Source organism: Tenacibaculum crassostreae (genome assembly GCF_964512405.1).
In the GTDB taxonomy this organism is placed as follows: domain Bacteria; phylum Bacteroidota; class Bacteroidia; order Flavobacteriales; family Flavobacteriaceae; genus Polaribacter; species Polaribacter crassostreae.
This window is the reverse complement of sequence record NZ_CAZELE010000007.1, coordinates 86860-112465: the sequence shown is the minus strand read 5'-3', so window position 1 is coordinate 112465 and position 25606 is coordinate 86860. Positions and strand designations below refer to the sequence as shown.

General features: G+C 33.4%; 23 protein-coding genes. 14 read left to right on the top strand and 9 right to left on the bottom strand.

Annotated elements, in window-relative coordinates:
* Positions 1-6 precede the first annotated feature (6 nt).
* Positions 7-1134, bottom strand: coding sequence for a DegT/DnrJ/EryC1/StrS family aminotransferase (locus ACKTST_RS10770; RefSeq protein WP_408047752.1), 1128 nt, complete (start codon positions 1132-1134; stop codon positions 7-9).
* 143 nt (positions 1135-1277) lie between these two features.
* Here ACKTST_RS10770 and ACKTST_RS10765 point away from each other — a divergent pair, with 143 nt between their 5' ends.
* Entirely contained in the window at positions 1278-3659 is a 2382-nt protein-coding gene (locus tag ACKTST_RS10765; RefSeq protein WP_408047751.1) for a penicillin acylase family protein, read from the top strand.
* A gap of 7 nt (positions 3660-3666) precedes the next feature.
* On the opposite strand, the gene ACKTST_RS10760 is transcribed toward ACKTST_RS10765, so the two are convergent.
* Genes ACKTST_RS10760 through ACKTST_RS10725 form a run of 8 tightly spaced genes read right to left on the bottom strand, consistent with a single transcriptional unit; the run spans position 3667 to position 9881 of the window.
* Entirely contained in the window at positions 3667-3918 is a 252-nt protein-coding gene (locus tag ACKTST_RS10760; RefSeq protein WP_408047750.1) for a hypothetical protein, read from the bottom strand.
* A gap of 10 nt (positions 3919-3928) precedes the next feature.
* A complete protein-coding gene (locus ACKTST_RS10755) occupies positions 3929-4672 on the bottom strand; it encodes a nitroreductase family protein (RefSeq protein ID WP_408047749.1) in 744 nt (247 codons plus the stop codon).
* On the bottom strand, positions 4662-5330 hold the full coding sequence (locus tag ACKTST_RS10750; RefSeq protein WP_408047748.1) for a hypothetical protein: 669 nt from the start codon (positions 5328-5330) through the stop codon (positions 4662-4664). The genes ACKTST_RS10755 and ACKTST_RS10750 overlap by 11 nt, the downstream gene beginning before the upstream one ends.
* A 2-nt stretch (positions 5331-5332) precedes the next feature.
* Entirely contained in the window at positions 5333-6706 is a 1374-nt protein-coding gene (locus ACKTST_RS10745) for an aldehyde dehydrogenase (protein WP_408047747.1), read from the bottom strand.
* Positions 6706-7737, bottom strand: a complete 1032-nt coding sequence (locus ACKTST_RS10740) for an alkane 1-monooxygenase (protein WP_408047746.1) — start codon at positions 7735-7737, stop codon at positions 6706-6708. The genes ACKTST_RS10745 and ACKTST_RS10740 overlap by 1 nt, the downstream gene beginning before the upstream one ends.
* Positions 7738-7768: 31 nt before the next feature.
* Positions 7769-8455: an RluA family pseudouridine synthase gene (locus tag ACKTST_RS10735; RefSeq protein WP_408047745.1), complete on the bottom strand. Its 687-nt coding sequence runs from the start codon at positions 8453-8455 to the stop codon at positions 7769-7771.
* 32 nt (positions 8456-8487) lie between these two features.
* On the bottom strand, positions 8488-9099 hold the full coding sequence (gene yihA / locus ACKTST_RS10730; protein WP_408047744.1) for a ribosome biogenesis GTP-binding protein YihA/YsxC: 612 nt from the start codon (positions 9097-9099) through the stop codon (positions 8488-8490).
* A gap of 17 nt (positions 9100-9116) precedes the next feature.
* Positions 9117-9881, bottom strand: a complete 765-nt coding sequence (locus tag ACKTST_RS10725) for an alpha/beta fold hydrolase (RefSeq protein WP_408047743.1) — start codon at positions 9879-9881, stop codon at positions 9117-9119.
* Positions 9882-10083: 202 nt separating this feature from the next.
* Here ACKTST_RS10725 and mraZ point away from each other — a divergent pair, with 202 nt between their 5' ends.
* From mraZ to ftsZ, 13 genes are all read left to right on the top strand, one after another.
* A complete protein-coding gene (mraZ, locus tag ACKTST_RS10720) occupies positions 10084-10551 on the top strand; it encodes a division/cell wall cluster transcriptional repressor MraZ (protein ID WP_408047742.1) in 468 nt (155 codons plus the stop codon).
* Positions 10538-11434 (top strand): 16S rRNA (cytosine(1402)-N(4))-methyltransferase RsmH, encoded by an 897-nt coding sequence (gene rsmH / locus ACKTST_RS10715; RefSeq protein ID WP_408047741.1) that lies wholly within the window; start codon positions 10538-10540, stop codon positions 11432-11434. The genes mraZ and rsmH overlap by 14 nt, the downstream gene beginning before the upstream one ends.
* Entirely contained in the window at positions 11434-11766 is a 333-nt protein-coding gene (locus ACKTST_RS10710; protein ID WP_408047740.1) for an FtsL-like putative cell division protein, read from the top strand. The genes rsmH and ACKTST_RS10710 overlap by 1 nt, the downstream gene beginning before the upstream one ends.
* Positions 11767-11822: 56 nt before the next feature.
* Positions 11823-13784 (top strand): penicillin-binding protein, encoded by a 1962-nt coding sequence (locus tag ACKTST_RS10705; RefSeq protein ID WP_408048088.1) that lies wholly within the window; start codon positions 11823-11825, stop codon positions 13782-13784.
* Entirely contained in the window at positions 13785-15251 is a 1467-nt protein-coding gene (locus tag ACKTST_RS10700) for a UDP-N-acetylmuramoyl-L-alanyl-D-glutamate--2,6-diaminopimelate ligase (RefSeq protein WP_408047739.1), read from the top strand. It begins immediately after the preceding gene.
* 3 nt (positions 15252-15254) lie between these two features.
* On the top strand, positions 15255-16481 hold the full coding sequence (mraY, locus tag ACKTST_RS10695; RefSeq protein WP_408047738.1) for a phospho-N-acetylmuramoyl-pentapeptide-transferase: 1227 nt from the start codon (positions 15255-15257) through the stop codon (positions 16479-16481).
* A complete protein-coding gene (gene murD, locus ACKTST_RS10690; RefSeq protein WP_408047737.1) occupies positions 16482-17816 on the top strand; it encodes a UDP-N-acetylmuramoyl-L-alanine--D-glutamate ligase in 1335 nt (444 codons plus the stop codon). It abuts the gene before it with no gap.
* A gap of 15 nt (positions 17817-17831) precedes the next feature.
* Entirely contained in the window at positions 17832-19022 is a 1191-nt protein-coding gene (locus ACKTST_RS10685) for an FtsW/RodA/SpoVE family cell cycle protein (RefSeq protein ID WP_408047736.1), read from the top strand.
* Between the two features lie 72 nt (positions 19023-19094).
* Positions 19095-20186, top strand: a complete 1092-nt coding sequence (gene murG / locus ACKTST_RS10680) for an undecaprenyldiphospho-muramoylpentapeptide beta-N-acetylglucosaminyltransferase (protein ID WP_408047735.1) — start codon at positions 19095-19097, stop codon at positions 20184-20186.
* Positions 20186-21532 (top strand): UDP-N-acetylmuramate--L-alanine ligase, encoded by a 1347-nt coding sequence (gene murC, locus ACKTST_RS10675; RefSeq protein WP_408047734.1) that lies wholly within the window; start codon positions 20186-20188, stop codon positions 21530-21532. The genes murG and murC overlap by 1 nt, the downstream gene beginning before the upstream one ends.
* 1 nt (position 21533) lies before the next feature.
* Entirely contained in the window at positions 21534-22274 is a 741-nt protein-coding gene (locus ACKTST_RS10670) for a cell division protein FtsQ/DivIB (protein ID WP_408047733.1), read from the top strand.
* Positions 22261-23607, top strand: coding sequence for a cell division protein FtsA (ftsA, locus tag ACKTST_RS10665; protein ID WP_408047732.1), 1347 nt, complete (start codon positions 22261-22263; stop codon positions 23605-23607). Before ACKTST_RS10670 ends, ftsA begins: the two co-directional genes overlap by 14 nt.
* Positions 23608-23684: 77 nt before the next feature.
* A complete protein-coding gene (ftsZ, locus tag ACKTST_RS10660; protein WP_408047731.1) occupies positions 23685-25550 on the top strand; it encodes a cell division protein FtsZ in 1866 nt (621 codons plus the stop codon).
* Positions 25551-25606: the final 56 nt, after the last annotated feature.

Genomic DNA, 25606 nt, shown 5'->3' with positions numbered 1-25606 from the left:
TCAATATTAGTTTATAAACTCATTTATTGTTTTAGCAATAAATGCTAATTGCTCTTCATCTAATTCTGTGTGCATTGGTAACGAAATAACTTCATCAATTAACTGGTTGGTAATTGTAAAGTCGCTTTCGTTATATCTATCATCTTGATACGCTTTTTGTGCGTGTAATGGAACAGGATAATAAATAGAATTTGGTATATTATTATCTAATAAATGTTGATGTAACTCATCACGTTTTCCATTCGTAATTCTTAAGGTATATTGGTGAAAAACATGCGTAGTAAAAACACTAATCGCAGGAGTGATGATGTTAGAATTAGTAGCAAAAGCTTCGGTATAATACATGGCAGCTTTTCTACGAGCATCACAATAGCTGTCTAATAATGGTAATTTAGCTTTTAAAACCGCTGCTTGAATAGAATCCAAACGAGAATTTACTCCCACCACATCGTGGTAGTAACGCTTATACATCCCGTGGTTAACCATACCGCGAAGTGTGTGTGCTAACTCATCATCATTGGTGAAAATTGCACCACCATCACCATAACATCCTAAGTTTTTCGATGGGAAGAAAGAAGTAGTCCCCACGTTACCCATGGTTCCTGCTTTTTTTGTAGTTCCGTCAGAAAAAGTGTAATCGGCACCAATTGCCTGTGCATTATCTTCAACAACAAATAAATTATGTTCTTCAGCTATTTTTAAAATAGCTTCCATATTAGCACATTGCCCGAACAAATGTACAGGTACAATGGCTTTGGTTTTAGGTGTAATTGCTTGTTTTAACGCTTCAATATCTATATTAAACGTATCAGGTTCTACATCAACTAAAACAGGAGTTAATTGTAATAAACCAATCACTTCTACCGTGGCAGCAAACGTAAAATCGGCAGTAATAACTTCGTCACCAGGCTGTAAACCTAATCCCATCATTGCTATTTGCAAAGCATCGGTACCGTTGGCACAAGGAATTACGTGTTTAACATTTAAATATTTTTCTAAATCTGCTTGAAATTCATGTACATAAGGTCCGTTAATGTAGGCAGATGAGTTTAAAACTTCTTGAATAGATGTATCTACAACATCTTTAATTTTTTGATATTGACTTTGCAAGTCAACCATTTGAATTTTTTTCATTCTTGTAATGAATTTAGGAGTACAAAAATACGAACATTTTGGCTATTTGCGTAACTATTTATTTACGGATGGCTGGTTGTTAAATTTCAAATTTACAATGAATTAATTTCTCTTATATTTGAAGGAAAGTCAACTCAAATTCAATGAAACTACTTAAAAAAATCGTCAAAGTTCTGTTTATACTACTTCTTCTTTTAGTTTTTACAGGATGGTTAGTGTCTAAAATTTTACAGCCTAAGTATAACGGAGAGTTAAAACTAGCCAATTTATCAGATAAAGTTACTGTGTATTTTGATGAGGTTGGAGTGCCACATATCAATGCACAAAACCAACATGATGCTTATGTGGCTTTAGGATATGTGCATGCGCAAGATAGATTATGGCAAATGGAATTAATCCGTAGAATTTCTGCAGGTCGTTTATCAGAAATTTTTGGAAAAGAATTGGTAAGAACCGATAAGTTTTTTTCAGGATTAGGAATTGAAGAAGCTGCTGAAAAAACTATTCAGCAACTAGATAAAAATTCAGAAGCATATCAATTAACACAGGCGTATTTAGATGGGATTAATCAATTTATAGCTGAAGGTTCTACCCCTTTAGAGTTTTATTTAGTTGGGGTTGAAAAGGAAAAATATACCATTAAAGATGTGTATAATGTCTTCGGATACATGGCTTTTAGTTTTGCAGTAGCACATAAAACAGACCCTATGCTTACCGAAATTAAAGAAAAATTAGGAGATGTTTATTTTAATGAGTTGATAGAAGCCGATAGTAAAAACCTCACTTTAATTAAGAATAAAAAAGATACGGTGTTAACTGCATCTTTTGCAAAAGCAATTAACGAGGTGATGGATAAACTTCCTGTTTCACCTTTGATTGGAAGTAATTCTTGGGTAATTGCACCACAAAAAACAAAGAACGGAAAGGTGATTTTTGCGAATGATCCACATATTGCTTTTTCACAACCTTCAGTTTGGTATCAAAGCCATATTAAAACTCCTGATTATGAAATGTATGGGTACAACTTAGCGTTAACGCCGTTTCCGTTGTTAGGACATAACAGAAATTACGCTTATGGAATGACCATGTTTGAAAATGATGATGTCGATTTTTATTACGAAGAAAACAATCCGAAGAATCCGTTGGAGTACAAAACTCCTAACGGATATGAACAATATAAATTGATTGACAAAAACATTAAAATTAAAGGAGAAAAAGACACGGTTTGTCAAGTAAAAGTCAGCAAACACGGACCTGTAATGAACGGGTTAATCGATTTTATTGAAGACGAACGCCCAATAGCAATGCAGTGGATTTACACTCAGTTAGAAAATAAGTTGTTGGATGTTTCTTACGAAATGTCGCACGCTACTTCGTTAGAAGAATTCAAGCAAGGAGCTTCTAAAATTCACGCCCCAGGATTGAATGTGATGTATGGTGATGCTCAAGATAATATTGCGTGGTTTGCTGCTGCTAAATTGTATAAGTACAGAGATAGTTTATATACCAAAACGATTTTAAATGGAGCTTCAAGAGATGATGAAATTCAACGGTATTTAGCGTTTGAAGAAAATCCGCAAGCAATTAATCCGAGTTGGAATTATGTGTATTCAGCAAATAATCAACCCGACTCAATTGCAGGAATGTTATATCCAGGTTATTATTTACCAGAAGACCGAGCAAGACGTATTGTTAACTTGTTAGAAGATAAAAATGATTGGACGCAGTTTCAGGTTTCAAAAATGATAAACGATGTTACTTCTCCTATTGTACCAGAAATTGTGATGCACATTACCAAAGATGTAGATGAAACACAACTAACAGCGAGTGAGAAAAAGGCATTTCACCTATTAAAAAACTGGGATGGTACTTACGGAAAAAATGAAGTAGCACCCGTAATTTATACACGTTTGTGGTATGAGTTTGTAAAAAACACATTTAAAGATGAAATGGGTAGTGCTTTTGAGCAGTTTGTAAATACACCTTTTGAAGAAAAAGTAGTTTCTAATCAGGTGAAAAAAGAAACATCAGTTTGGTGGGATGATGTAACAACTCCAGAAAAAGAAACGAAAAAAGAAATTATGAATTTATCGTTTCAAAACACCATGTTGTTTTTACAAAAGCAATTAGGAGAAAATGTGGATGATTGGCAATGGAAAAGAGTTACAAGTGTTGAGTATGAACACGCAATTGGTAAAGCAGGCGGATTGCTACGTAAGTTTTTTAACGTTGGTCCGTTTACTACTGATGGTGGCGATCAGGTGATAAACAATCAAATTTATAAGATTGATAGCACAGGATATTATAAAATTCATGCAGGCCCATCGACTCGTAGAGTTATTGATTTTTCTGATGTAGAAAATAGTATAACGATTTTACCAACAGGGCAATCGGGTAATGTGTTTAGTCCGTATTACAAAGACCAAGCAGAAAAATATGTAAACGGTGAGTTTGTAAACATGAACCTTAATGAAGCAGCTATTAAAAAGAGTGAAAACAAGTTGGTTTTGTTGCCGAAGGAGTAATTTTAAGTTAATCAGATTGTTTTAATGTTTTGTTTCTAAAAGAAACTAGACAAATAATAATTAGGATGCTTGTACCTGCTAGAGCATGTAATATTTTTATTGTTTGGCATAAATCAATTCCTGACACTAAGGATATACAATCAGCAATATCTTCTGTTTCATACTTAAGACTAACCATTGTATTGTATGCCATGAATTCAAATAAAAAAACACTTAAAATGAATAGTATTAATCCTATTTTGTATATTTTCTCCTTCATTCTACTAGTATCAAACCTCTCTGTAAACCTCCTCAAAAGGAATTCTAAAACGTTCGCCATACACACCTTCGGGTTTACGAATACCGCAAGAAACTACCATGTTTACTTCTGAGTTAAAAGGTAGGTTTAATAAACGTTTTACACGCCAAGTGTCAGAACCTTCCATAGGGCAAGTATCGTATCCTTCAGCAGCCATTGATAGCATAAAGGTTTGTGCTGCTAATCCGCAAGTTTTATGAGCTACAATACGCATATCGCTGTTGCGAACTTCTCTGTAAATAGGGCGGAACAATCCTGTAATTAAAATCATAAGATATTTCAGCCAACCTATAATTCCAAAGAAATCGAAATACGCAAACGGAATTACTTTTCCGTAGTAATTTCGAGCTACTTTTTCTCTACTACGTTGCTTAGATTTCGGATTATTTTTACCAAAAACTTTATCCATAAAGGCTAAATTGGCTTTTGCTCTTTTTCGCCATAAATCTTTCCTAACCACAAAAACAGCCAGTTGTTGTGCTGTTTTTGCTGCATTTTGATTAAAGCACAACGGAGCCATTTTTTTAATGGTTTCTTTATTGGTAATATGGTAAAATTCCCAAAGCTGCATGTTACTACTGGTAGGAGCTAAACTAGCTTGTTCTAAGCACTTTTTTACTATGGTACTATCAATTGGCATTTCTGCGTCATATACTCTTACCGAACGACGGTAGTTTACTGCTTCTGATACGGTTTTTTCTTTATTAGAGTTCATTTATTATTGTGTCTTTTTCTGTTGGTTCAAGTGGTGTAGGATTATAAGGTGTGTATTCAAAGAAAATCAATCTATTATAAACGTTGTCATTAATGAAGTTTGTTTCTAAACTAGTTAGATTATCAAATGATTTTTTAAACCATTTTTTTGCTAAATACTTTTTGTAATCATAAATTCCCTTGGTTATTTCAATTAATGCTTTTTTGAAGTTTTGGTTTATTCCATTTTTAGGTAATTCAATATCAAATAAACCTTTTGATATTAATGCTTCTTTTTTTGTGTTTGGAATCTTTATTTTATTAAAATATCCCACGTAAACACTATTTATTAGATAGTTTGTTGTTTTAATTTTAATTGAATCATAAGGAATAATATAACCATCACATAATAAAGAATCTTTTGAATAAGAAGAAAATTTTAGGTTAAATCTTCCGCAAAAACCATTATTTATTTTAAATAAAGAAATAGAATTATGTATTGCTGTTTCTATTTTTTTTGATTCAGGATAATTTTGGACAAAATAGTTATAATCAGTCCATTGATTAGAGTTGGAGATTTTTCTCCAATCTGTAAGTTCATCACTTTCTTTCTTGTTACATTTTATAAAGAAGATGAAGGTAAGTATAAATAGAAGTGAAAAAAGATGTTTAATCTTCATGATCAACTTAATTTCATCAAGGTTTTTAATTGTTTTAATTTTCCTTTGTAAGGTGCGTAACGTGTAGGAATATCTATCCAAGTACCTCTTGTAACTACTCCTTTTTTATGTGAAAATGAATCAAAAGTTTGTTTTCCGTGGTAGCCTCCAATACCGCTTTCACCAACACCACCAAACGGTAATCTATGATTGGCAAAATGTACGGTTGTATCGTTAATAGTTCCGCCTCCAAAAGAATAACGTTGAATCATTTTTTTAGCAAATGAACTTTTGTTAGTAAACACATATAAAGCCAAAGGCTTATCGTATTTTGAAGTGATGTTTTCTATGTCTTGTTCTGTATTGTAAGAAATCATTGGGAAAATAGGTCCGAAAATTTCACCTTTCATTACTTCACTATCTAAGCTAGGTTCGTCAATCAAAGTTGGAGCTATGTAACGTTCTTCTCTGTCGGTATCTCCACCAATTACACAGTTTTCATTTTTTAGCATTAAAGCTAAGCGATCAAAATTGCGAGTGTTTACAATTCTTGGGAAATCATTAGAAGCTTTCGGATTTTCACCATAAGCTCTAAAAATTTCTTCTTTAAAATGTGTTATAAATTGTTTTTTTACAGAAGTGTGAATCAATAAATAATCGGGTGCAATACAGGTTTGTCCGCCATTTATAAATTTCCCCCAAACCAAGCGTTTCGCTGCCAATTTTATGTTGGCGGTTTCATCAACAATACACGGACTTTTACCTCCAAGCTCTAAAGTAATCGGAGTTAAATGTTCTGCAGCAGCTTTGGCTACAATTTTACCTACAGGTACACTTCCTGTAAAGAAAATATAATCCCAACGTTGTGCCAATAATTCTTGAGCAATAGGTACGCCACCTTCAACCACAGCAACATGGTTGTTGTCAAAAACAGCTTCTATAATTTCTTTTGTAATTGCACTTGTGTGTGGGGTTAATTCCGAAGGTTTTAAAACTACGGTATTTCCAGCTGCAATGGCTCCAACTAACGGAGCAAAAGCGAGTTGATATGGGTAGTTCCAAGGAGCAATAATTAATACAGTTCCGTAAGGTTCTTTATAAATTTTTGCTGAGGATGGAAAGTTTAACAACGAGGGTAGTACTCGTTTAGGTTTGCTCCAAGAATAGATGTTTTTTATCGCCATTTTTAACTCTGCAATAACAATAGATGTTTCGGTCATTACTGCTTCGTATTCCGATTTTTTAAAATCGTTATGCAATGCTTTTACAATGTCATCTTCTCGTTTTAAAAGTTCTTTTAAAAGTTTTTTTAACGCGTTTTTTCTAAAAGATACTACTTTGGTTTGTTGAGAAGCAAAATAGCTTTTTTGATTTGCAATAAGTTCAGGGATATTCATTATAAATCTTGAAGTTTTTTATTCATTAATTTAAACCATAACGGAGGAAAAAGTGCTACTAACATCATTCCTGGGTAACCTGTAGGCATTTGCGGACTTTCAGGTAACGATTTTAATAACTGATAGTGTTTGCTACCGTTGTAGTGATGATCGGAATGACGTGATAAATTAAATAACATTAATTTTCCTATAACATGGTCGGAGTTCCATGAGTGTGTTCTTTTTACACGTTCATATCTTCCGTGTTCGTTTTTCTTACGTAATAGTCCGTAATGTTCTATATAGTTTACAGTTTCGAGCAATAAAATTCCGAAAATAGAAGCTGCTAAAAAAGCGAGTAAAGAAGTTCTTCCGAAGAAAAAGAAAATTCCAACTACTAAAAGAATATTGCAAATCGTATAGATAAGCATTCTGTTTTGATGATGTAACCGGCTTCTGTCAGAATTTGTTAAACGTTTATTTTCTGCTTCCCAAGCTTGATAATAACTTTGAAAATGCGAACGAATCCAGAAAATATAGAGGATTTCGTTTTTTCTTGCAGTAGCAGCATCGTTTGGTGTGGCTACATTAAAATGATGCCCCGCATTATGATACGGTAAGAAATGAGTGTTTAGTGAAGTGAGTAAAAGTATTTCACCTAAAAATTCATCAAAACGATTGTTTCTGTGTCCTAGTTCATGACCCACATTAATACCGATAACTCCGCACATTAATCCCATGGCTGATATTCTTCCGATATATTCTAAAGTGGTTAATTCAATAGTTTGAAACATTGCTAAAAACCATCCTAAAAAATACAGTTGAATGGGTAAAGTAGCGTATAAAATATAGGTGTATAGCTTATTTGCTTTTTCAGTTTCTTCTTGGTCTTTATCAAAATTATCTTTGTCAGGATTGAAAAACAGTTCTAGTAAAGGAACAAATCCAAAGAAAGTAATAATTGGTAAAATGGTTAACCAGCCTGATGTCGTAAACGAAATATATACGATTACAGGAAGTATTAAAATTGAGAGATATTTTAAGGCTTTCATTTTACGCGTAATTTGTTTTTAAAGATACAAATTACAAGCAAGCATCCCAAATAGGATCTTTAGGAGTTGGAGCAGTAATGTTTATAAATTCTTTGCTTACTGGATGGTGGAATTGAATTTTACGAGCATGAAGATGAATGCTTCCGTCTTTGTTGCTTCTTTTTGCTCCGTATTTTAAATCACCTTTAATGATTGAACCTATGTTAGACAATTGCACTCTGATTTGATGATGGCGACCCGTTTCTAAATCAACTTCCAGTAAAGAATAATTGTCTAACTTTTTTAAAACTTGATAATGAAGTATTGCTTTTTTACTACCTTCAACTTCTTTGTTAAAAGCGGTAGATTTATTATTCTTTGGATTTTTTTTAAGGTAATTTGTTAAAGTGTCTGAAGTTTTATTCGGTTGCTGTTGTACTATTGCCCAATACGTTTTTTTAATAGTTTTATCGCGCAACATTTTATTTAAGCGTTCTAAAGCTTTTGAGGTGCGAGCATAAATTACAATTCCTGTAGTTGGACGGTCTAAACGATGCACCGTGCCTAAAAAAACATTACCAGGTTTGTTGTATTTGTCTTTAATGTATTCTTTTACAACATCAGAAAGTGGTTTGTCGCCCGTTTTATCACCTTGCACAATATCTCCAGCACGTTTATTTACCACAATAATATGGTTGTCTTCGTGTAAAACCTGAAGGTTGTTTTTAGTAGAGTACATTTTTATATGTCGTCTCGATAGTTATCGAGCTATTATTTGAAATTTTCAGCAACATCTTCATTTACTTGGTCGATAAAGTTTAAAAACTCATCGCGCCCCATACCTGTTGATGAAGAGGTTAGAAATGTCATTGGAAGTTCTTCCCAATAATTCAATAATTTCTTTTTATAAGAAGTAATTTGTTTGTTTAATTTAGAGCTTCCTAATTTATCAGCTTTGGTAAAAACAAGACAAAAAGGAATTTGATTTTCACCTAAAAACTGCATAAAATCTAAATCTATCTTCTGCGGATCATGGCGAGAATCAATTAAAACAAAAGTACAAACTAGCTGTTCTCTTTCTTTAAAGTAGTTTTCAATAAAGAATTGAAAAATCTGTCTTTTCTTTTTTGAAACTTGCGCATAACCATACCCTGGTAAATCTACCAAAAACCATTCGTCATTAATTTTAAAGTGATTAATGAGCTGTGTTTTTCCTGGTTTTCCAGAAGTTTTGGCTAGGTCTTTACGCTCCATCAACATGTTTATTAATGAAGATTTCCCAACGTTAGATCGACCAATAAAAGCATATTCAGGAATTCGCTCTTTTGGTGCGTTTATAACATTGCTGTTACTCATTACGAATTCAGCAGATTTTATTTTCATAAGTTTTTGTTGAAAAGTTATATGTTTCTGCTAACTAGCCAGTTTTCTAATATTTGATTAAACTCTTCAGGAGTTTCCATCATTGCTGCATGCCCACATTTATCAATCCAAAATAAATCAGCATCAGGTAAAAGTTTATGAAAATCTTCAGCAACTTCTGGTGGAGTAACATTGTCTTGTTTTCCCCAAATTAAGCAGCTAGGAACATTCATGTTAGGTAAATCTTTCGCCATATTGTGTCTTACAGCACTTTTAGCAATTGCTAATGTTTTTATAAGTGTGTTACGGTCGTTGATTACCTCATAAACTTGCTCAAAAAGCTCATCTGTAGCAATAGCTGGGTCATAAAAAACTTCTTCAATTTTTCTGCGAACAAATTCTTTATCACCTCTTCTTGGGTAGTTATTCCCCATCGAATTTTCATACAAACCAGAGCTTCCCGTTAAAACTAAAGCTTTAACATCTTCAGAGTAATGTTTTGTGTAGTACAAAGCTATGTGTCCTCCTAAAGAATTCCCTAAAAGTGTAACGTTTTTTAACTCTTTAAACTCGATAAAATCGTGCAAAAACTTAGCTAAGTTTTTGACATTGGTTTTAAGGATTGGTAAGGTGTATAGGGGTAATTCTGGAATAATAACTTTAAATCCTTTTTTTGAAAGGTAGTTAAAAGTTGAGTCAAAATTACTTAAAGCGCCCATTAAACCATGAAGTATAATAATCGGACTTCCTTCTCCTGCTTCTGCGTATGTAAATTTGCCTTCTTTCTTTAAAAATTCAGTCATTATATTTCTCGTTTGACTTAACCACAAATGTAGTTCTTTTTTATCATATTTTCATTTTTATTATTTCTGCAGGTTATGTTAACTAGAAGGTGTTAATAGTCAGTTTTTTAGCTAAAAAACCAAAACTTATCAACAAAGTGGTAAAAAGTGGTAAAAAGTGGTAAATATTTTTTATTTTTGATGCAAACTATAGTTTCTTTACGTGATAAATTTAATTGGAACATACGAATGCAAGGTAGATGCTAAAGGAAGGTTGATGATGTCATCAGCTTTCAAGAAGCAGTTGTCTTCTGTGTTGCAAGAAGGTTTTGTGGTTAAGCGTTCTGTGTTTCAGTCTTGTTTGGAGTTGTATCCGATGCAAGAATGGAATTTAGTAATGGCGAAAATCAATAAACTGAATCGATTTGTAAAGAAAAACAATGATTTTATCAGAAGGTTTACTGCAGGTGTAAAAATGGTTGAAATGGATGCTTCTGGTAGAATATTAATTCCAAAAGATTTATGTCAGTTTGCAGGAATTGACAAGCAAGTAGTGTTGTCGTCTGCGGTGAATATTATTGAAATTTGGGATAAAGACAAGTACGAAAAAGTAATTGATGATTCTGTTGTTGATTTTGCTGATTTGGCAGAAGAAGTGATGGGTAATATAGGAGAAGATGAGTTATCATAACCCAGTTTTATTGAAGGAGAGTGTTGATGCACTTAATATAAAAGAAGATGGAGTGTATGTGGATGTTACCTTTGGTGGGGGTGGGCATTCTCGTGAAATATTGAGTCGATTAGGAGAGGAGGGTAGGTTGTTTGCTTTTGATCAAGATCCTGATGCGCAACAAAACAAGATCGACGATCCTCGTTTTGTGTTGATTGGTGAAAATTTCCGATTTATTTCTAGGTTTTTGCGCTTTTATGGGGTGAAAAAAGTAGATGGAGTGTTGGCGGATTTAGGGGTGTCTTCACATCAGTTTGATGAGGCTGAAAGAGGTTTTTCAACGCGTTTCGATGCAAATTTAGATATGCGAATGGATCAAAAATCTGACTTATCAGGAAAAAAAATAATCAATACTTATAGTGAGGAAGATCTTTCAAATATGTTGTTTTTGTATGGTGAGTTAAGAAATGCACGAACCTTAGCGAAAACTATTGTGGAGGCAAGAGTTGATAAAGAAATAAACACAAGTTTTGAGTTGAAAGAAGTGTTGCGACGATTTCTTCCGAAAGCAAAAGAACATAAAATTTTAGCGCAGATTTTTCAAGCAATCAGAATTGAGGTGAATCAGGAGTTGGAAGTGTTAAAAGAGTTTTTGCAACAAATTCCTCAGTTGTTAAATGAAGATGGAAGGTTAAGTGTGATTTCGTATCACTCGTTAGAAGATAGGTTGGTGAAGCGATTTGTGAGAACAGGGTTGTTTACTGGTGAACCTGAAAAAGATTTTTACGGAAACACAAATGAACCACTTAAAAAAGTTGGTAAAATGATAGTGCCAACAAAAGAAGAAATAAAAGAGAATAACAGAGCGCGTAGTGCAAAACTGCGAATAGCAACATTAAAGTAATGTCGAAAGAAAAGAAAAATGTTGTATACGATCTTTTAAGAGGAAGTTTTCTTACCGATGAAAGCTCGTTTAAAAATTGGCGGATTCTAATTTTTGTTGTGTTGTTGTTATTAATAATGATTTACAGTGCGCATAGTGCAGATGCAAAAGTGGTTCAAATTGCTGAATTAAATAAAAAGAAAAGAGAATTGCGGGCTGAAGATGTAGATACGAGTACTCAATTAATGCGAATGAAATTAGAAAGTAGTATTCGAGATAAAGTAAAAAGTAAAGGTTTGTCGCCTGCAAAGACACCACCGCAAAAAATTAAAGTAACATATAATAAGGAATAGTAAGAATGATAATTAAAAAAAGCATATTAAATAAACTCTACGTGATAGTTGTTTTAATGACGCTTTTCTTTTTTGTTATCATTTTTAGAGTAGTAAAGCTTCAATATGTAGAAGGTGAGAAGTATCGTAAATTATCACTTGAAAAAACTACAAAGAACGATACAATCTTTGCGAATAGAGGAAACGTATATGCTGCTGATGGAAATTTGTTAGCAACTTCAATGTCTAAATTCACAATCCGAATGGATGTAGTGGCAGTAGATTCGGAAGTTTTTGAAAAAAACATTCGTGGATTGTCAGAATCACTTTCTAGGTTGTTAGGAAAACCAGTTAGTTATTATCAAAATAAATTAAGAGAAGCGAAAAGACGCAAAAATCGTTATTTGTTAATCGCAAGAAATGTTGGGTATAACGATTATGTAAAAATGAAGAGCTTCCCGATATTTAATCGTGGAGTATATCGAGGTGGTTTTATTGCGGAACAACAAACGGTAAGAGTGCATCCTATAGGAAAAATAGCTGAGAGAACTATTGGTTATGATGATTATAGAGGTGGTGCGGGAATTGAGGGTGCTTTTGCTGATTATATGCAGGGGGAAAACGGTTGGCGTTTAAAGCAAAAAATAGCAAAAGGTCAATGGAAACCTATTAACGATGTTAACGAGAAGGAGCCAATTGATGGTAGCGATGTAATCACCACTATCGATGTGAATATTCAAGATATTACGCATCACGCTTTGTTAAGGCAGATGGAGTATTTCGAAGCTGAACACGGTTGTGCGGTTGTAATGGAAGTTGAAACAGGAGAGATTAGAGCAATATCAAATTTAGGAAGGACTTCAAGCGGAAAGTATTACGAAAAAAGGAACTATGCTGTTTGGGAAAGTCATGAACCGGGATCAACGTTTAAGTTGGCTAGTTTAATGGTGGCTTTAGAAGATAAAGTTGCAGATACAGCAACAGTTGTTGATTGTGAAAAAGGAAGAATTTATGTAAATAATCGAAAGGTTGAAGACAGTAGAAGAGGAGGATTTGGTAAAATTTCTTTAGGTCGAGTTTTTGAAGTTTCCTCAAATGTGGGTATCGTAAAAGTGATACAAAAGCACTATGATAAAAATCCTGAGAAGTTTACTGATAAAATAAAATCTTTCGGATTAGATCAACAAACAGGTGTTAAGATAAAAGGAGAAGGAAAACCTTATATTCCTGTTCCATCAGAAAAAAGCTGGAGTCCAACTTCTTTAGAGTGGATGGCTTGGGGTTATGGAGTTTCACTGACTCCTTTACAAATATTAGCGTTTTATAATGCAGTTGCTAATAATGGTAAATTAGTTAAGCCTTATTTTGTTAAAGAGCTACGTGTTGGTGGTAAGGTAGAACAGCGCTTTGGAACTGAAGTAGTGAAAGAAAAAATTGCTTCTCAAGAAACGCTAGATAAAGTTAGAAAAGTGATGGAGAATACGATTAAGAGAGGAACAGCTGAAAATATTTATTCATCTAACTTTTCAATGGCAGGAAAAACAGGAACTGCTAAAAAATACATCCCAAGAACTAAAAATGACAAAGGAGAGTACGAAGGTGGATATTATTCTAATGAAAAATATGTGGCGTCTTTCGCTGGATTTTTTCCTGCAGATGAACCTAAATATTCGTGTATTGTAGTTGTTCATAGTCCTAAAAAAGAAAAAGGATATTACGGTGCAACGGTAGCTGCGCCAATTTTTAAAGAAATCGCTCAGAAAATATATACTTCAACAGCTATTAACAAACAATTTGTAGCTGATAAAATTTCTGATAAAGTATTAGAAAACGAGTATCAAGAGTATTATCAAAAGTTAAGAAAATATAAAACCATTATGCCAAAAGTAACTGGTATGAGTGGTATGGATGCTGTTGCTCTGCTAGAAAACATGGGGTTAAAAGTTAAGTTTTCAGGTATAGGAAAAGTTACAGAACAATCTGTAGAAAATGGAGAGAAGGTTAAAAAAGGAGCAACGGTTTATTTAAAATTATCATAGTTGAAAAAATTAAAAGACATATTATATAAAGTTGCTGTAGCTGAGGTTTACGGAAATACTGATATTGATGTAAATGCAATTCAGTTTGATAGTAGACAGATACAGAATAACGATGTTTTTGTAGCTCAAAAAGGGGTAACCGTCGATGGACATAAGTTTATAGAAAAGGCAATACATCTAGGAGCAAGGACAATAATTTGTGAGGTTCTTCCAGAAGAAAAGAATAATGATGTTACTTATATTAAGGTTGATAATTCAAATGCTGCGTTAGCAAATTTATCAGCAAATTATTACGATAATCCATCTAAAAAGTTGCAATTAGTTGGGGTTACGGGTACCAATGGTAAAACTACCATTGCGAGTTTACTGTATCAATTATTTAAAAAAGCAGGATACAAAGTTGGTTTGCTTTCAACCGTTAAAATAATGGTGGATGATAGCGAACATAAAGCAACGCATACTACTCCAGATTCTTTAGCAATCAATAAATATTTATCGATGATGATTGATGAAGGTTGTGAATATTGTTTTATGGAAGTAAGCTCACACGGAATCCATCAAAAACGCACAGAAGGTTTGGAATTTGTTGGTGGAGTTTTTACCAATTTATCGCACGATCATTTAGATTATCACGAAACATTTGCTGAGTATCGCGATGTTAAAAAATCATTTTTTGATTCTTTACCAAAATCAGCATTTTGTTTGGTAAATATTGATGATAAGAATGGGCAAATAATGCTGCAAAATACCAAAGCGAACAAACAAACCTATGCGTTAAAAACCATTGCCGATTTTAAAGCAAAAGTATTAGAAAAGCGTTTTTCTGGGACCTTGTTAACAATTAACGGAGTAGAAGTTTGGACGAAATTAATTGGTGAGTTTAACGCGTATAATTTATTAGCTATCTATGGAGTCGCTGAATTATTAGGGCTTGAAAAGTTAGAAATATTAAGAATTGTTAGCGAGTTAGAAAGTGTAAGTGGACGATTTCAATACACAATTTCAACTGAAGGAATAACAGCAATTGTTGATTATGCTCATACTCCTGATGCATTAAAAAATGTGTTAGAGACAATTAATGATATCCGAACGGGTAACGAATCGGTAATCACAGTAGTAGGATGCGGAGGTGATAGAGATGCTACAAAACGACCAAAAATGGCGTTGATAGCTTCTCAGTTAAGTAATCAATCAATTTTTACTTCAGACAATCCAAGAACCGAAGATCCACAATCAATTATCGATCAGATGGAAGCAGGTGTTGCTGCTGAAAATTATAAAAAAACACTATCAATTTTAGATAGAAGACAAGCTATAAAAACAGCTTGCAAGCTAGCAAAGGCTGGTGATATTATTCTAATTGCAGGAAAAGGACACGAAACGTATCAAGAAATAAACGGTGTACGTCACCATTTTGACGATTTAGAAGAAGTAACCAACTGTTTTAATCAACTAAAAAACCACTAACCAATGCTGTATTATATATTTCAATATTTAGAAAATGAGTTTAGCTTAACGGGGGCAAGTGTGTTTCAATTCATCACATTTCGTTCAGCTATGGCATTTATTTTGTCTTTGTTGATTTCGACCATTTTCGGAAAAAAAATCATCAATTACTTAAGAAGACAACAAGTAGGAGAAACGGTTAGAGACCTTGGTTTAGATGGTCAGGTTCAAAAAGCAGGGACACCAACTATGGGTGGGGTTATCATTATTCTTGCAACTCTAATTCCTGTTTTGTTATTAGCGAAACTAGAAAATATATACATCATTATTTTGCTGATTACTACAGTTTGGATGGGGTTTATTGGTTTTACGGATGATTATATAAAAGTATTTAAAAAAGATAAAGAAGGATTAAAAGGACGATTTAAAATTCTTGGGCAAGTAGGTTTAGGGCTTATTGTTGGTTCTATGCTATATTTTCATCCAGATGTAACCATAAAAGAACAATTACCTGTCACAGAACAAATAGTTCAAATTGATGGAAAAAAGCAAGTATTTGGTGAGGCTCATAAGTCGACAAAAACTACAGTTCCTTTTTTAAAGAATAATGAATTAGACTATGCAAAAGCGTTTAGTTTTTTGGGAGATGGGTATGAAAAGTACGGTTGGATAGTTTTCATTTTCATAACAGTTTTTATTGTTACTGGTGTTTCTAACGGGGCCAATTTAACTGATGGTATAGATGGTTTAGCTGCGGGCTCATCAGCAATTATGGTTGTTACGTTGGCAATTTTTGCGTGGGTATCGGGTAACATAATTTTCGCTGATTATTTAGACGTGATGTACATACCAAAATCTGGTGAGATGACAGTGTTTATACTTGCTTTTGCAGGAGCATTGATAGGGTTTTTGTGGTATAACACTTTCCCAGCGCAGGTTTTTATGGGAGATACAGGAAGTTTAACAATTGGTGGAATTATAGCGGTGATTGCAATTGCAATTCGTAAAGAATTATTACTGCCAATTTTAGCGGGAATATTTGTGGTTGAAAACCTATCGGTAATCTTACAGGTTTCGTGGTTTAAGTACACCAAGAAGAAGTTTGGTGAAGGAAGACGAATTTTTAAAATGTCGCCCTTACATCACCATTATCAAAAGTCAGGATATCACGAAAGTAAAATTGTTGTCCGTTTTTGGATTGTCGGAATCCTATTAGCAGTATTTACCATTGTAACCTTGAAGTTAAGATAAATGAAAAGATTAGTGGTGCTAGGTGGTGGAGAAAGTGGTGTAGGAACAGCACTTTTAGGAAAACAAAAAGGATATGAAGTTTTTGTTTCAGATAAAGGAAGTATAGCCGAACGGTATAAAAAAGTTCTTTTACATAATTCGATTGATTTTGAAGAAAATCAGCACACAGAAAGTAAAATTCTAAATGCTGATTTGGTGATGAAAAGCCCTGGAATTCCTGATAAGATAGCATTGGTACAACAGTTACTTTCAAAAGGAGTAAAAGTAATTTCCGAAATTGAATTTGCATCTCAGTTTACGAACGCAACTATTGTTGGGATTACAGGTTCTAACGGAAAAACAACAACTACAATGCTTACGCATTATGTGTTGCAAAAAGCAGGATTAAATGTAGGGGTTGGAGGCAATATTGGAGACAGCTTCGCAGAACAAGTTGTTGATGAAAAATATGACGAATATGTGTTGGAGTTGAGTAGTTTTCAGTTAGATGGAATTGAAAATTTCAAACCTCATATTGCGATGATAACCAATATTACACCAGATCATTTAGATCGATATGAATATAAGTTTGAAAACTATATAAACTCAAAATTCCGAATTACTAAAAACCAATCGGAAGACGATTATTTAATATACGATGCTGATGATGAAGCGATTCAAAATTGGCTAAAAAATAACAAGACAAAAGCAACACTAGTGCCATTTTCGATAGAAAAAGAATTGGAATACGGAGCTTTTTTAAGACAAGAAACGATAATAATGAAACTAAATACAGAAGAAAAATTAATGAATATTTCTGAACTAACAATACAAGGTAAACACAATACCAAAAATGTAATGGCTACATCGTTAGCTGCTAGATTACTCAAGGTAAGAAAAGAAACGATTGCTGAGAGTTTGTCTGACTTTGAAGGGGTAGAACATCGTTTAGAAAAAGTGCAAAAAGTAAACGGAGTAGAATTTGTTAATGATAGCAAGGCAACTAATGTAAATGCTACATTTTATGCTTTAGAATGTATGGATAATCCAACGGTTTGGATTGTTGGTGGAGTTGACAAAGGAAACGATTATTCTGATTTGTTACCATTGGTAAGAGAGAAAGTAAGAGCAATTGTTTGTTTAGGTTTAGATAACCAGAAAATCATAGACACTTTTGCAAATGTTGTTGATGTTTTAGTAGAAACAGCAGGAGCGGAAGAAGCGGTTAAAGTAGCGTATAAAGTAGCGCAAAAAGGCAATACAGTGTTGCTTTCTCCGGCTTGTGCAAGTTTCGATTTGTTTGAAAATTACGAAGACAGAGGAGCAAAGTTTAAAGAAGCAGTAAGAAACTTATAAGAATAAAAGAGATTGATGAAACACATCTTTCGACATATTAAAGGTGATAGAGCTATTTGGGCTATCGTTACGGTGTTGGCAATTTTTTCGTTCATGCCAATTTACAGTGCGAGTACCAATTTAGTGTATGTGGTTGGTAATGGATCTACTTTTGGGCATTTAATAAAGCATATCGTGTTGTTGCTTACTGGTTTTGCGGTGATTTATGGTGTGCATAAAATCCCGTACAGATACTTTAGCGGAGGATCAGTTTTAATGTTTCCAGTAGTTATTTTACTGCTAATTTTTACTTTAGCACAAGGAACCACAATTGGAGGAGCAAATGCGAGTAGGTGGATTCGTATTCCGTTTGTAGGTATTGGTTTTCAAACCTCTACTTTGGCAGGTTTAGTGTTAATGGTGTATGTAGCGAGATATTTAGCAAAAAACAAAGAAAAAGTAATTTCATTTAAAGAAAGTTTATTGCAGTTGTGGTTGCCGGTTGGGGTAGTTTTAATGTTGATATTGCCAGCAAACTTCTCAACAACAGCGATGATATTTTCAATGATATTATTGGTGTCTTTTATAGGGGGATATCCGTTAAAATACATTGGTTACATTTTAGGGATTGGACTTGTTTCATTTCTGTTTTTCATTTTGGTAGCAAAAGCATTTCCAGATGCAATGCCAAACCGTGTGAATACTTGGAAAAGCAGAATTGAAAACTTTTCAAAAGAAGATGGAGAAGAAAATTATCAGGTAGAGAAAGCCAAAATAGCTATTGCAACAGGAGGTGTAGTAGGGAAAGGACCAGGAAAAAGTGTTCAGAAAAACTTTTTACCACAATCTTCATCCGATTTTATTTATGCAATAATTGTTGAAGAATACGGTTTAGCAGGAGCGATAATTGTAATATTTATTTACTTTTTATTGTTATTCAGAATTTTGATAACCGCAAAAAAAGCAACTACCATTTTTGCAACCTTACTGGTGATAGGAGTTGGAATTCCTATTGTTTTTCAAGCAATGATAAACATGGCAGTAGCAGTAAATATTTTACCAGTAACAGGGCAAACGCTTCCACTAATTAGTAGTGGAGGTACTTCTATTTGGATGACATGTTTCGCTTTAGGAATGATTTTAAGCGTAAGTGCTTCTAAAAACGAAACAGAAGAAACAATTTTAGACGATAACCCTTTAGATATTTTACATGAAACACTGGACTAAAAATATGAATTCATGGGTTGGAAACATTATAAGTGTTGCATACAACCGAACTATTAAAATAGAAGAAACTGTATGAAGCAATCGATTAATATCATAATAAGTGGTGGTGGTACAGGCGGACATATTTATCCAGCTATAGCAATTGCTAACGAAATAAAAGTCCGTTATCCAGAAGCAAATATTTTGTTCATAGGAGCAAAAGATAAAATGGAAATGGAAAAGGTTCCGCAGGCGGGATATGAGATAGAAGGATTGTGGATTTCAGGTATCCAAAGAAAATTAACACTTTCTAATTTAATGTTTCCTTTCAAGTTACTAAGTAGTTTATGGAAGGCACACAAAATAATTAGAAAGTTTAAACCAGATATAGCTGTAGGTACGGGAGGTTTTGCAAGTGGACCGATGTTAATGGCGGCAAATCAAAGAGGGATACCAACCTTAATACAAGAGCAAAATTCATATCCGGGAATAACAAACAAGTTTTTAGGAAAAAGTGCAGAGAAAATATGTGTTGCTTATGATAATTTAGAACGCTTTTTTCCTGAAGATAAAATTATTAAAACAGGAAATCCTGTTCGACAAGATTTATTGTTTATCCACACTAAAATTGAAGAAGGAAAAGAATTTTTTAAAACAGATGCTTCAAGAAAAATATTGTTGGTTTTAGGTGGAAGTTTGGGTGCTCGTAAAATAAATCAGCTAATAGAAGCGAATTTAGAGTTCTTTAAAAAGCAAAACATTCAGCTTATTTGGCAATGTGGTAAGTTGTATTTTGAAGAGTATAAAAAATACAATGAGTTAGAAAATGTACAAGTTCATGAGTTTTTAAATCGAATGGATTTAGCCTATGCTGCGGCAGATTTTATAGTATCTAGAGCCGGAGCGAGTTCGGTGTCTGAACTTTGTATCGTTGGAAAACCAACCATATTTATTCCGTCTCCTAACGTTGCGGAAGACCATCAAACAAAAAATGCCAAATCTGTTGCTAAAGAGCATGGGGCAATTGTTATTAAAGAAAGTGAGTTAGAAGCTTTCCCGGTGGTTTTAGAAACCTTGTTAAAAGACAAAGGGAAGCAAGAAAGTTTAAGTGAAAATATTAACGAATTAGCGTTGCCAAATGCAACGAATCATATCGTTAACGAAATAGAAAAATTAATCAGTTAGTGAATTTAAAAACGATACATAGCGTTTATTTTATTGGTATTGGCGGAATAGGAATGAGTGCCATAGCTCGTTATTTTTCTGTAAATGGAAAAGTAGTTGCTGGTTATGACAAAACACCGTCTCCAATCACTAAAAGTTTAGAAGAAATAGGAGTAGAAATTCATTTTGAAGATGCAGTTAAAAACATTCCGATTTCTTTTTTAAATAAAGAAGAAACACTGGTTGTATTTACACCTGCAGTTCCAAAAAATCATCAGGAGCTAAACTATTTTATCAATAACGGATATACCGTTTTAAAAAGGGCAGAAGTATTAGGTGAAATTACTAAAAATACGTTCTCTTTAGCCGTTGCTGGTACTCACGGAAAAACAACAACTTCTTCAATTTTAGGGCACATTATGCAACCTGAAAAAGCAACCTCTTTTTTAGGAGGAATTGCTGAAAATTACAACTCAAATTTAATTTTAGGGGAAGATAAAATTTCGGTAGTTGAAGCTGATGAGTTTGATCGTTCGTTTTTAAAGCTATCGCCAAACATTGCTTGTGTAACTTCCATGGATGCTGATCATTTAGATATTTATGGAGAAAATGAACAATTACAGCAATCGTTTGTAGAGTTTGCTAATAAAGTTTCTGATACGTTAATTGTAGCGAAAGGGCTTCCGTTAAAAGGATTGACCTATGCTGTAAATGAAGAAGCAGATTATAAGGCATATAATGTTAAAATTGATGCTGGTAAGTATGTTTTTGATGTACAAACGCCTACATCAATAATTACTAATATTGAATTTTCCTTACCAGGAAACCATAATATGATGAATGCTTTAGCTGCATTAGCAATGGCAGATGTATATGGGGTTTCATTAGAAATTATAAAAGAACAATTAAGAACTTTTAAAGGAGTTCAAAGAAGGTTTTCGTATAAATTGAAAACCGATGATGTTGTTTTAATTGATGATTATGCGCACCATCCAACTGAAATAAAAGCAGTAGCGCAATCAGTTCGAGAAATGTATCCTTCAGAAAGAGTTTTAGCTGTTTTTCAACCACATTTGTTTAGCAGAACGAGAGATTTTGCTGATGATTTTGCAGTAGCATTATCATTGTTTGATGAAGTGCTGTTGTTGGATATTTATCCGGCAAGAGAATTACCTATTGAAGGGGTTACTTCTGGTTGGTTGTTGTCTAAAATGAATTTAGAAAATAAAAAGTTAGTTTCTAAAGAAAAGCTAAGTAACGAAGTGCTAAAATCAGAGCCTAAAATAGTAGTGATGATAGGTGCAGGAGATATAGGTTTGTTAGTTGAAGAAATAAAAGATAATTTAAAAGGAAAGTATAAAATCTAGTATGAAAAAAGTAGCAACATATCTGTCTTTTTCATTGTTGTTGGTGTTTTTGGCTTTTTTGTATGGGTTTACAACTAATAGAAATGGCTTAAAAAAGGTTAAAAATACGGTGGTTGAATTTGAAGCAGGTGATAATAACTTTTTGACGCACAGTATGGTTGATAAATTGTTAATACAAAATAATGAATTTGTTAAAAACCAACCAAAAAGATTGGTAGATTTACACTTTCTGGAAGCTAATGTTTCGGCAAATCCTTATGTTGAAAAAACAGCAGTTTTTTTAACAGTAGATGGGGTGTTAAAAACGTTGATAAAGCAGCGAACACCTATAGCTAGAATTGTTGATAAGAATGAATCTTTTTATGTTGATAAATACGGTGCTAAAATACCATTGTCAACTAATTTTTCAGCAAGAGTACCATTAGTTTCAGGAATAGGGGAATCTGAACAAATCAAAGAATTAACAGAGTTAATAAAGATTATAAATAGCAATAGTTTTTTCGCTAAAGAAATTGTTGCTATTCAAAGAGACGCCCAAAACGAATATACATTTACAGTTCGTAGTGGTGATTATAAAATAGTTTTTGGTGAGTTTAAAAATGCTTCAGAAAAGTTTAAAAAACTAATCGCATTTTATAACAAAGCATTTAAAGACAAAACCATTAATAATTATAAAGAGTTAAATGTAAAATACCACAACCAAGTTGTGTGCACAAAACAAAATCAAGATGGAAAACAATAAAATCGCTGTTGGTTTAGATATTGGAACAACCAAAATTGTTGCCATGATTGGTCGTGAAAACGAATACGGTAAAATTGAAGTTTTAGGTATTGGTAAAGCGAAAAGTTTGGGTGTAAAACGAGGAGTGGTTAATAATATCACACAAACAATTCAGTCAATTCAACAAGCAGTTGATGAAGCTGAAGGTGTTTCTGGATATAAAATTGATAATGTTGTAGTAGGAATTGCGGGTCAACATATTCGTAGTTTGCATCATAGTGATTATATCACACGTGAAAAGTCTGAAGAAGTTATTGATGCTAGTGATATCGAAAACTTAGTGAGCCAAGTTCATAAGTTAGTTATGTTACCTGGTGAGGAAATTATTCATGTATTACCACAAGAATTCAAAGTAGATAGCCAACCAGATATCAAAGAGCCAATTGGTATGTATGGTGGGAGATTAGAAGCTAATTTTCATGTTGTAGTTGGGCAAGTATCTTCTATCCGAAATGTTGGTAGATGTATCAAAAGCGCAGGTTTAAATTTATCTGATATAACATTAGAACCTTTAGCTTCAGCATCAGCAGTATTAAGTCAAGAAGAAAAAGAAGCTGGCGTAGCGTTGATTGATATAGGAGGAGGTACTACTGATTTAGCCATTTTTAAAGACGGAATCATTCGCCATACTGCGGTTATTCCTTTCGGAGGAAATGTAATTACTGAAGACATAAAAGAAGGTTGTTCAATTATTGAAAAACAAGCTGAGTTATTAAAAATTAAGTTTGGTTCTGCGTGGCCAGGGGAGAATAAAGAAACCGAAATTGTTTCTATTCCAGGGTTACGAGGAAGAGAGCCAAAAGAGATAACACTTAAGAATTTATCAAAAATAATTCATGCAAGAGTTCAAGAAATTATTGAACATGTGTACTTAGAAATTAAAAACTACGGACACGAAACTCAAAAAGGAAAATTAATTGCAGGAATTGTTTTAACTGGTGGAGGAGCACAATTAAAACATTTACGTCAATTAGTAGAATATATTACAGGTATGGACGTTCGTATTGGGTATCCAAACGAACATTTAGCTGGTGATTCTGACGAAACCTTGTCAAGTCCTTCATTTGCAACAGCAGTAGGATTGTTAATGGAAGGTTTGAAAAAAGAAACCGTTAATGACGAGATAGCTGAAGAAGCTCCTGAAACAATAGTAGAGCAAACTATTGAAGAAAATATTGAGGTTGTTTCAGAAGAACAAGAGGAAGAAATAGCACAACCTATAAAAGATAAATCTAAATCAATTTTTGAAAAGTTTACAGATCGTTTTAAAGAATTTTTAGATAACGCAGAATAAGTAAATAACAACGAACTCCGAATCAATCCCCTTAAAGGAGTGTAAATTGAAATAAGAATTAAAAAAGAAAAGTTATTATGAGCGCAGAATTTGATAACATTTCATTCGACATGCCAAAAACACAATCGAATGCCATTAAAGTAATTGGTGTTGGTGGGGGAGGAAGCAACGCAGTAAATCACATGTATAGCAAACAAATTCACGGAGTAGATTTCGTGATTTGTAATACAGATGCACAAGCGTTAGAAAACAGTCCAATTCCTAATAGAATACAATTAGGAGCACATTTAACATCTGGTTTAGGTGCTGGTGCTAATCCTGAAATCGGAGCGCAAGCTGCGGCTGAAAGTATTCAGGAAATTCAACAAATGTTGAGTACACATACCAAAATGGTGTTTATCACAGCTGGTATGGGTGGTGGTACAGGTACTGGTGCTGCTCCAATTATTGCTAAAATTGCGAAAGACATGGATATTTTAACGGTAGGTATCGTTACTATGCCATTTCAGTTTGAAGGAAGAATGCGCTCAAAACAAGCTCAAAAAGGAATTGATGAGTTACGTAAAAACGTAGATTCGTTAATTGTTATCAATAATAATAAGTTACGTGAGGTTTATGGTAACTTAGGGTTTAAAGCGGGGTTCTCAAAAGCTGATGAAGTGTTAGCTACTGCTGCAAAAGGTATTGCAGAAGTAATTACACACCACTACAAGCAGAATATCGATTTACACGATGCTAAAACAGTATTGTCTAACAGTGGAACAGCCATTATGGGGTCTGCAAAAGAATCGGGTGCTAATAGAGGTAAGAATGCTATTGTAAAAGCGTTAGATTCACCTTTATTAAACGATAACAAAATTACCGGAGCTAAAAACGTATTGTTGTTAATCGTTTCAGGAACAAATGAAGTTACCTTAGATGAAATAGGTGAAATTAACGATTACATTCAAGATGAAGCAGGGTACGATGCCAACATTATCATGGGTATCGGTGAAGATGAATCGTTAGAAGATGGAATATCAGTTACAGTTGTGGCTACTGGTTTTGCAGCCGATCAACAAGGTAATATAACCAATACAGAGGTTAAAAAGATTGTTCATACTTTAGAAGATGAGCAAAAAGCAACTTATAATTTTGGTGATCAAAAAATACAAACCTCTCCAAGTATAGATGAGCCTATTAGAACACAAGTTACTAATAAAGTAGTCCATGTTTTAGAGGAAGAGGTTGAAGAACCAAAATTAAATTTAGTTCCTACAACAGAAGCTATTAAAAATATTGATGTTGTTTACGACGAAATTGCGATTGAAACAATTTCAGAAGATGATTTTGTCATTACCAATATTACTGATACTGAACCTAAAGCAGTTGAAGAAGTAAAAGAGCAACCAATTCAACAAGATTTGTTGTTCGATTTACCTTTAAACTCGTACGAAGAAATTAAACCAGCTTCTCATTTAGTTGAAACTACAAATGAGATTAAAAATATTGAAGTTGAAGCACAAGAAATCAAATTCCACCAAGTTGAAAAAAGATATGTGTTAGACGATTTTAACGTACAACCAACTATTGGTAAAAGTTCTACTCCAATTATTAAAGATGAAGTAGAAGAGGAGTTACGTTTTGAGGTGAAGTCAAAAACTCAAGAAGAAATTAACAATATTGAAATTTCAAGTGAAGAAGTTTCTCCGTTAAGTTTAACAATTTCTGAAGTAAAGAAAAGATCTGATGAAAGACGTGAAAAAATGAAGAAATTCAATTACAAGTTCAACGATCAGGCAAGTAAAAATATCGATGAAATAGAGCGTCAACCAGCATATAAAAGATTAGGAGTTGATATTGATGCTAGAGCTGATATAAGTAAATCTGACACAGCTTTAAATACAGATAATAACGATTTGTTACGTTCTAACAATTCGTTTTTACACGACAATGTAGATTAGTAAAAGAATAACATGTATTTTTAAAATCCCGATTTATCGGGATTTTTTTAATAGTT

What these genes read in the sequence shown, in the direction of transcription:
- ftsA (WP_408047732.1), top strand. Translation starts at nt 22,261, where the DNA reads ATGGAAAACAATAAAATCGCTGTTGGTTTAGATATTGGAACAACCAAA.
- ACKTST_RS10745 (WP_408047747.1), bottom strand. Translation starts at nt 6,706, where the DNA reads ATGAATATCCCTGAACTTATTGCAAATCAAAAAAGCTATTTTGCTTCT.
- ACKTST_RS10770 (WP_408047752.1), bottom strand. Translation starts at nt 1,134, where the DNA reads ATGAAAAAAATTCAAATGGTTGACTTGCAAAGTCAATATCAAAAAATT.
- ACKTST_RS10765 (WP_408047751.1), top strand. Translation starts at nt 1,278, where the DNA reads ATGAAACTACTTAAAAAAATCGTCAAAGTTCTGTTTATACTACTTCTT.
- ACKTST_RS10705 (WP_408048088.1), top strand. Translation starts at nt 11,823, where the DNA reads ATGACGCTTTTCTTTTTTGTTATCATTTTTAGAGTAGTAAAGCTTCAA.
- mraY (WP_408047738.1), top strand. Translation starts at nt 15,255, where the DNA reads ATGCTGTATTATATATTTCAATATTTAGAAAATGAGTTTAGCTTAACG.
- murD (WP_408047737.1), top strand. Translation starts at nt 16,482, where the DNA reads ATGAAAAGATTAGTGGTGCTAGGTGGTGGAGAAAGTGGTGTAGGAACA.
- ACKTST_RS10750 (WP_408047748.1), bottom strand. Translation starts at nt 5,330, where the DNA reads ATGAAGATTAAACATCTTTTTTCACTTCTATTTATACTTACCTTCATC.
- ACKTST_RS10760 (WP_408047750.1), bottom strand. Translation starts at nt 3,918, where the DNA reads ATGAAGGAGAAAATATACAAAATAGGATTAATACTATTCATTTTAAGT.
- rsmH (WP_408047741.1), top strand. Translation starts at nt 10,538, where the DNA reads ATGAGTTATCATAACCCAGTTTTATTGAAGGAGAGTGTTGATGCACTT.
- ACKTST_RS10710 (WP_408047740.1), top strand. Translation starts at nt 11,434, where the DNA reads ATGTCGAAAGAAAAGAAAAATGTTGTATACGATCTTTTAAGAGGAAGT.
- ACKTST_RS10670 (WP_408047733.1), top strand. Translation starts at nt 21,534, where the DNA reads ATGAAAAAAGTAGCAACATATCTGTCTTTTTCATTGTTGTTGGTGTTT.
- ACKTST_RS10740 (WP_408047746.1), bottom strand. Translation starts at nt 7,737, where the DNA reads ATGAAAGCCTTAAAATATCTCTCAATTTTAATACTTCCTGTAATCGTA.
- ACKTST_RS10725 (WP_408047743.1), bottom strand. Translation starts at nt 9,881, where the DNA reads ATGACTGAATTTTTAAAGAAAGAAGGCAAATTTACATACGCAGAAGCA.
- murG (WP_408047735.1), top strand. Translation starts at nt 19,095, where the DNA reads ATGAAGCAATCGATTAATATCATAATAAGTGGTGGTGGTACAGGCGGA.
- ACKTST_RS10735 (WP_408047745.1), bottom strand. Translation starts at nt 8,455, where the DNA reads ATGTACTCTACTAAAAACAACCTTCAGGTTTTACACGAAGACAACCAT.
- ftsZ (WP_408047731.1), top strand. Translation starts at nt 23,685, where the DNA reads ATGAGCGCAGAATTTGATAACATTTCATTCGACATGCCAAAAACACAA.
- yihA (WP_408047744.1), bottom strand. Translation starts at nt 9,099, where the DNA reads ATGAAAATAAAATCTGCTGAATTCGTAATGAGTAACAGCAATGTTATA.
- ACKTST_RS10755 (WP_408047749.1), bottom strand. Translation starts at nt 4,672, where the DNA reads ATGAACTCTAATAAAGAAAAAACCGTATCAGAAGCAGTAAACTACCGT.
- ACKTST_RS10685 (WP_408047736.1), top strand. Translation starts at nt 17,832, where the DNA reads ATGAAACACATCTTTCGACATATTAAAGGTGATAGAGCTATTTGGGCT.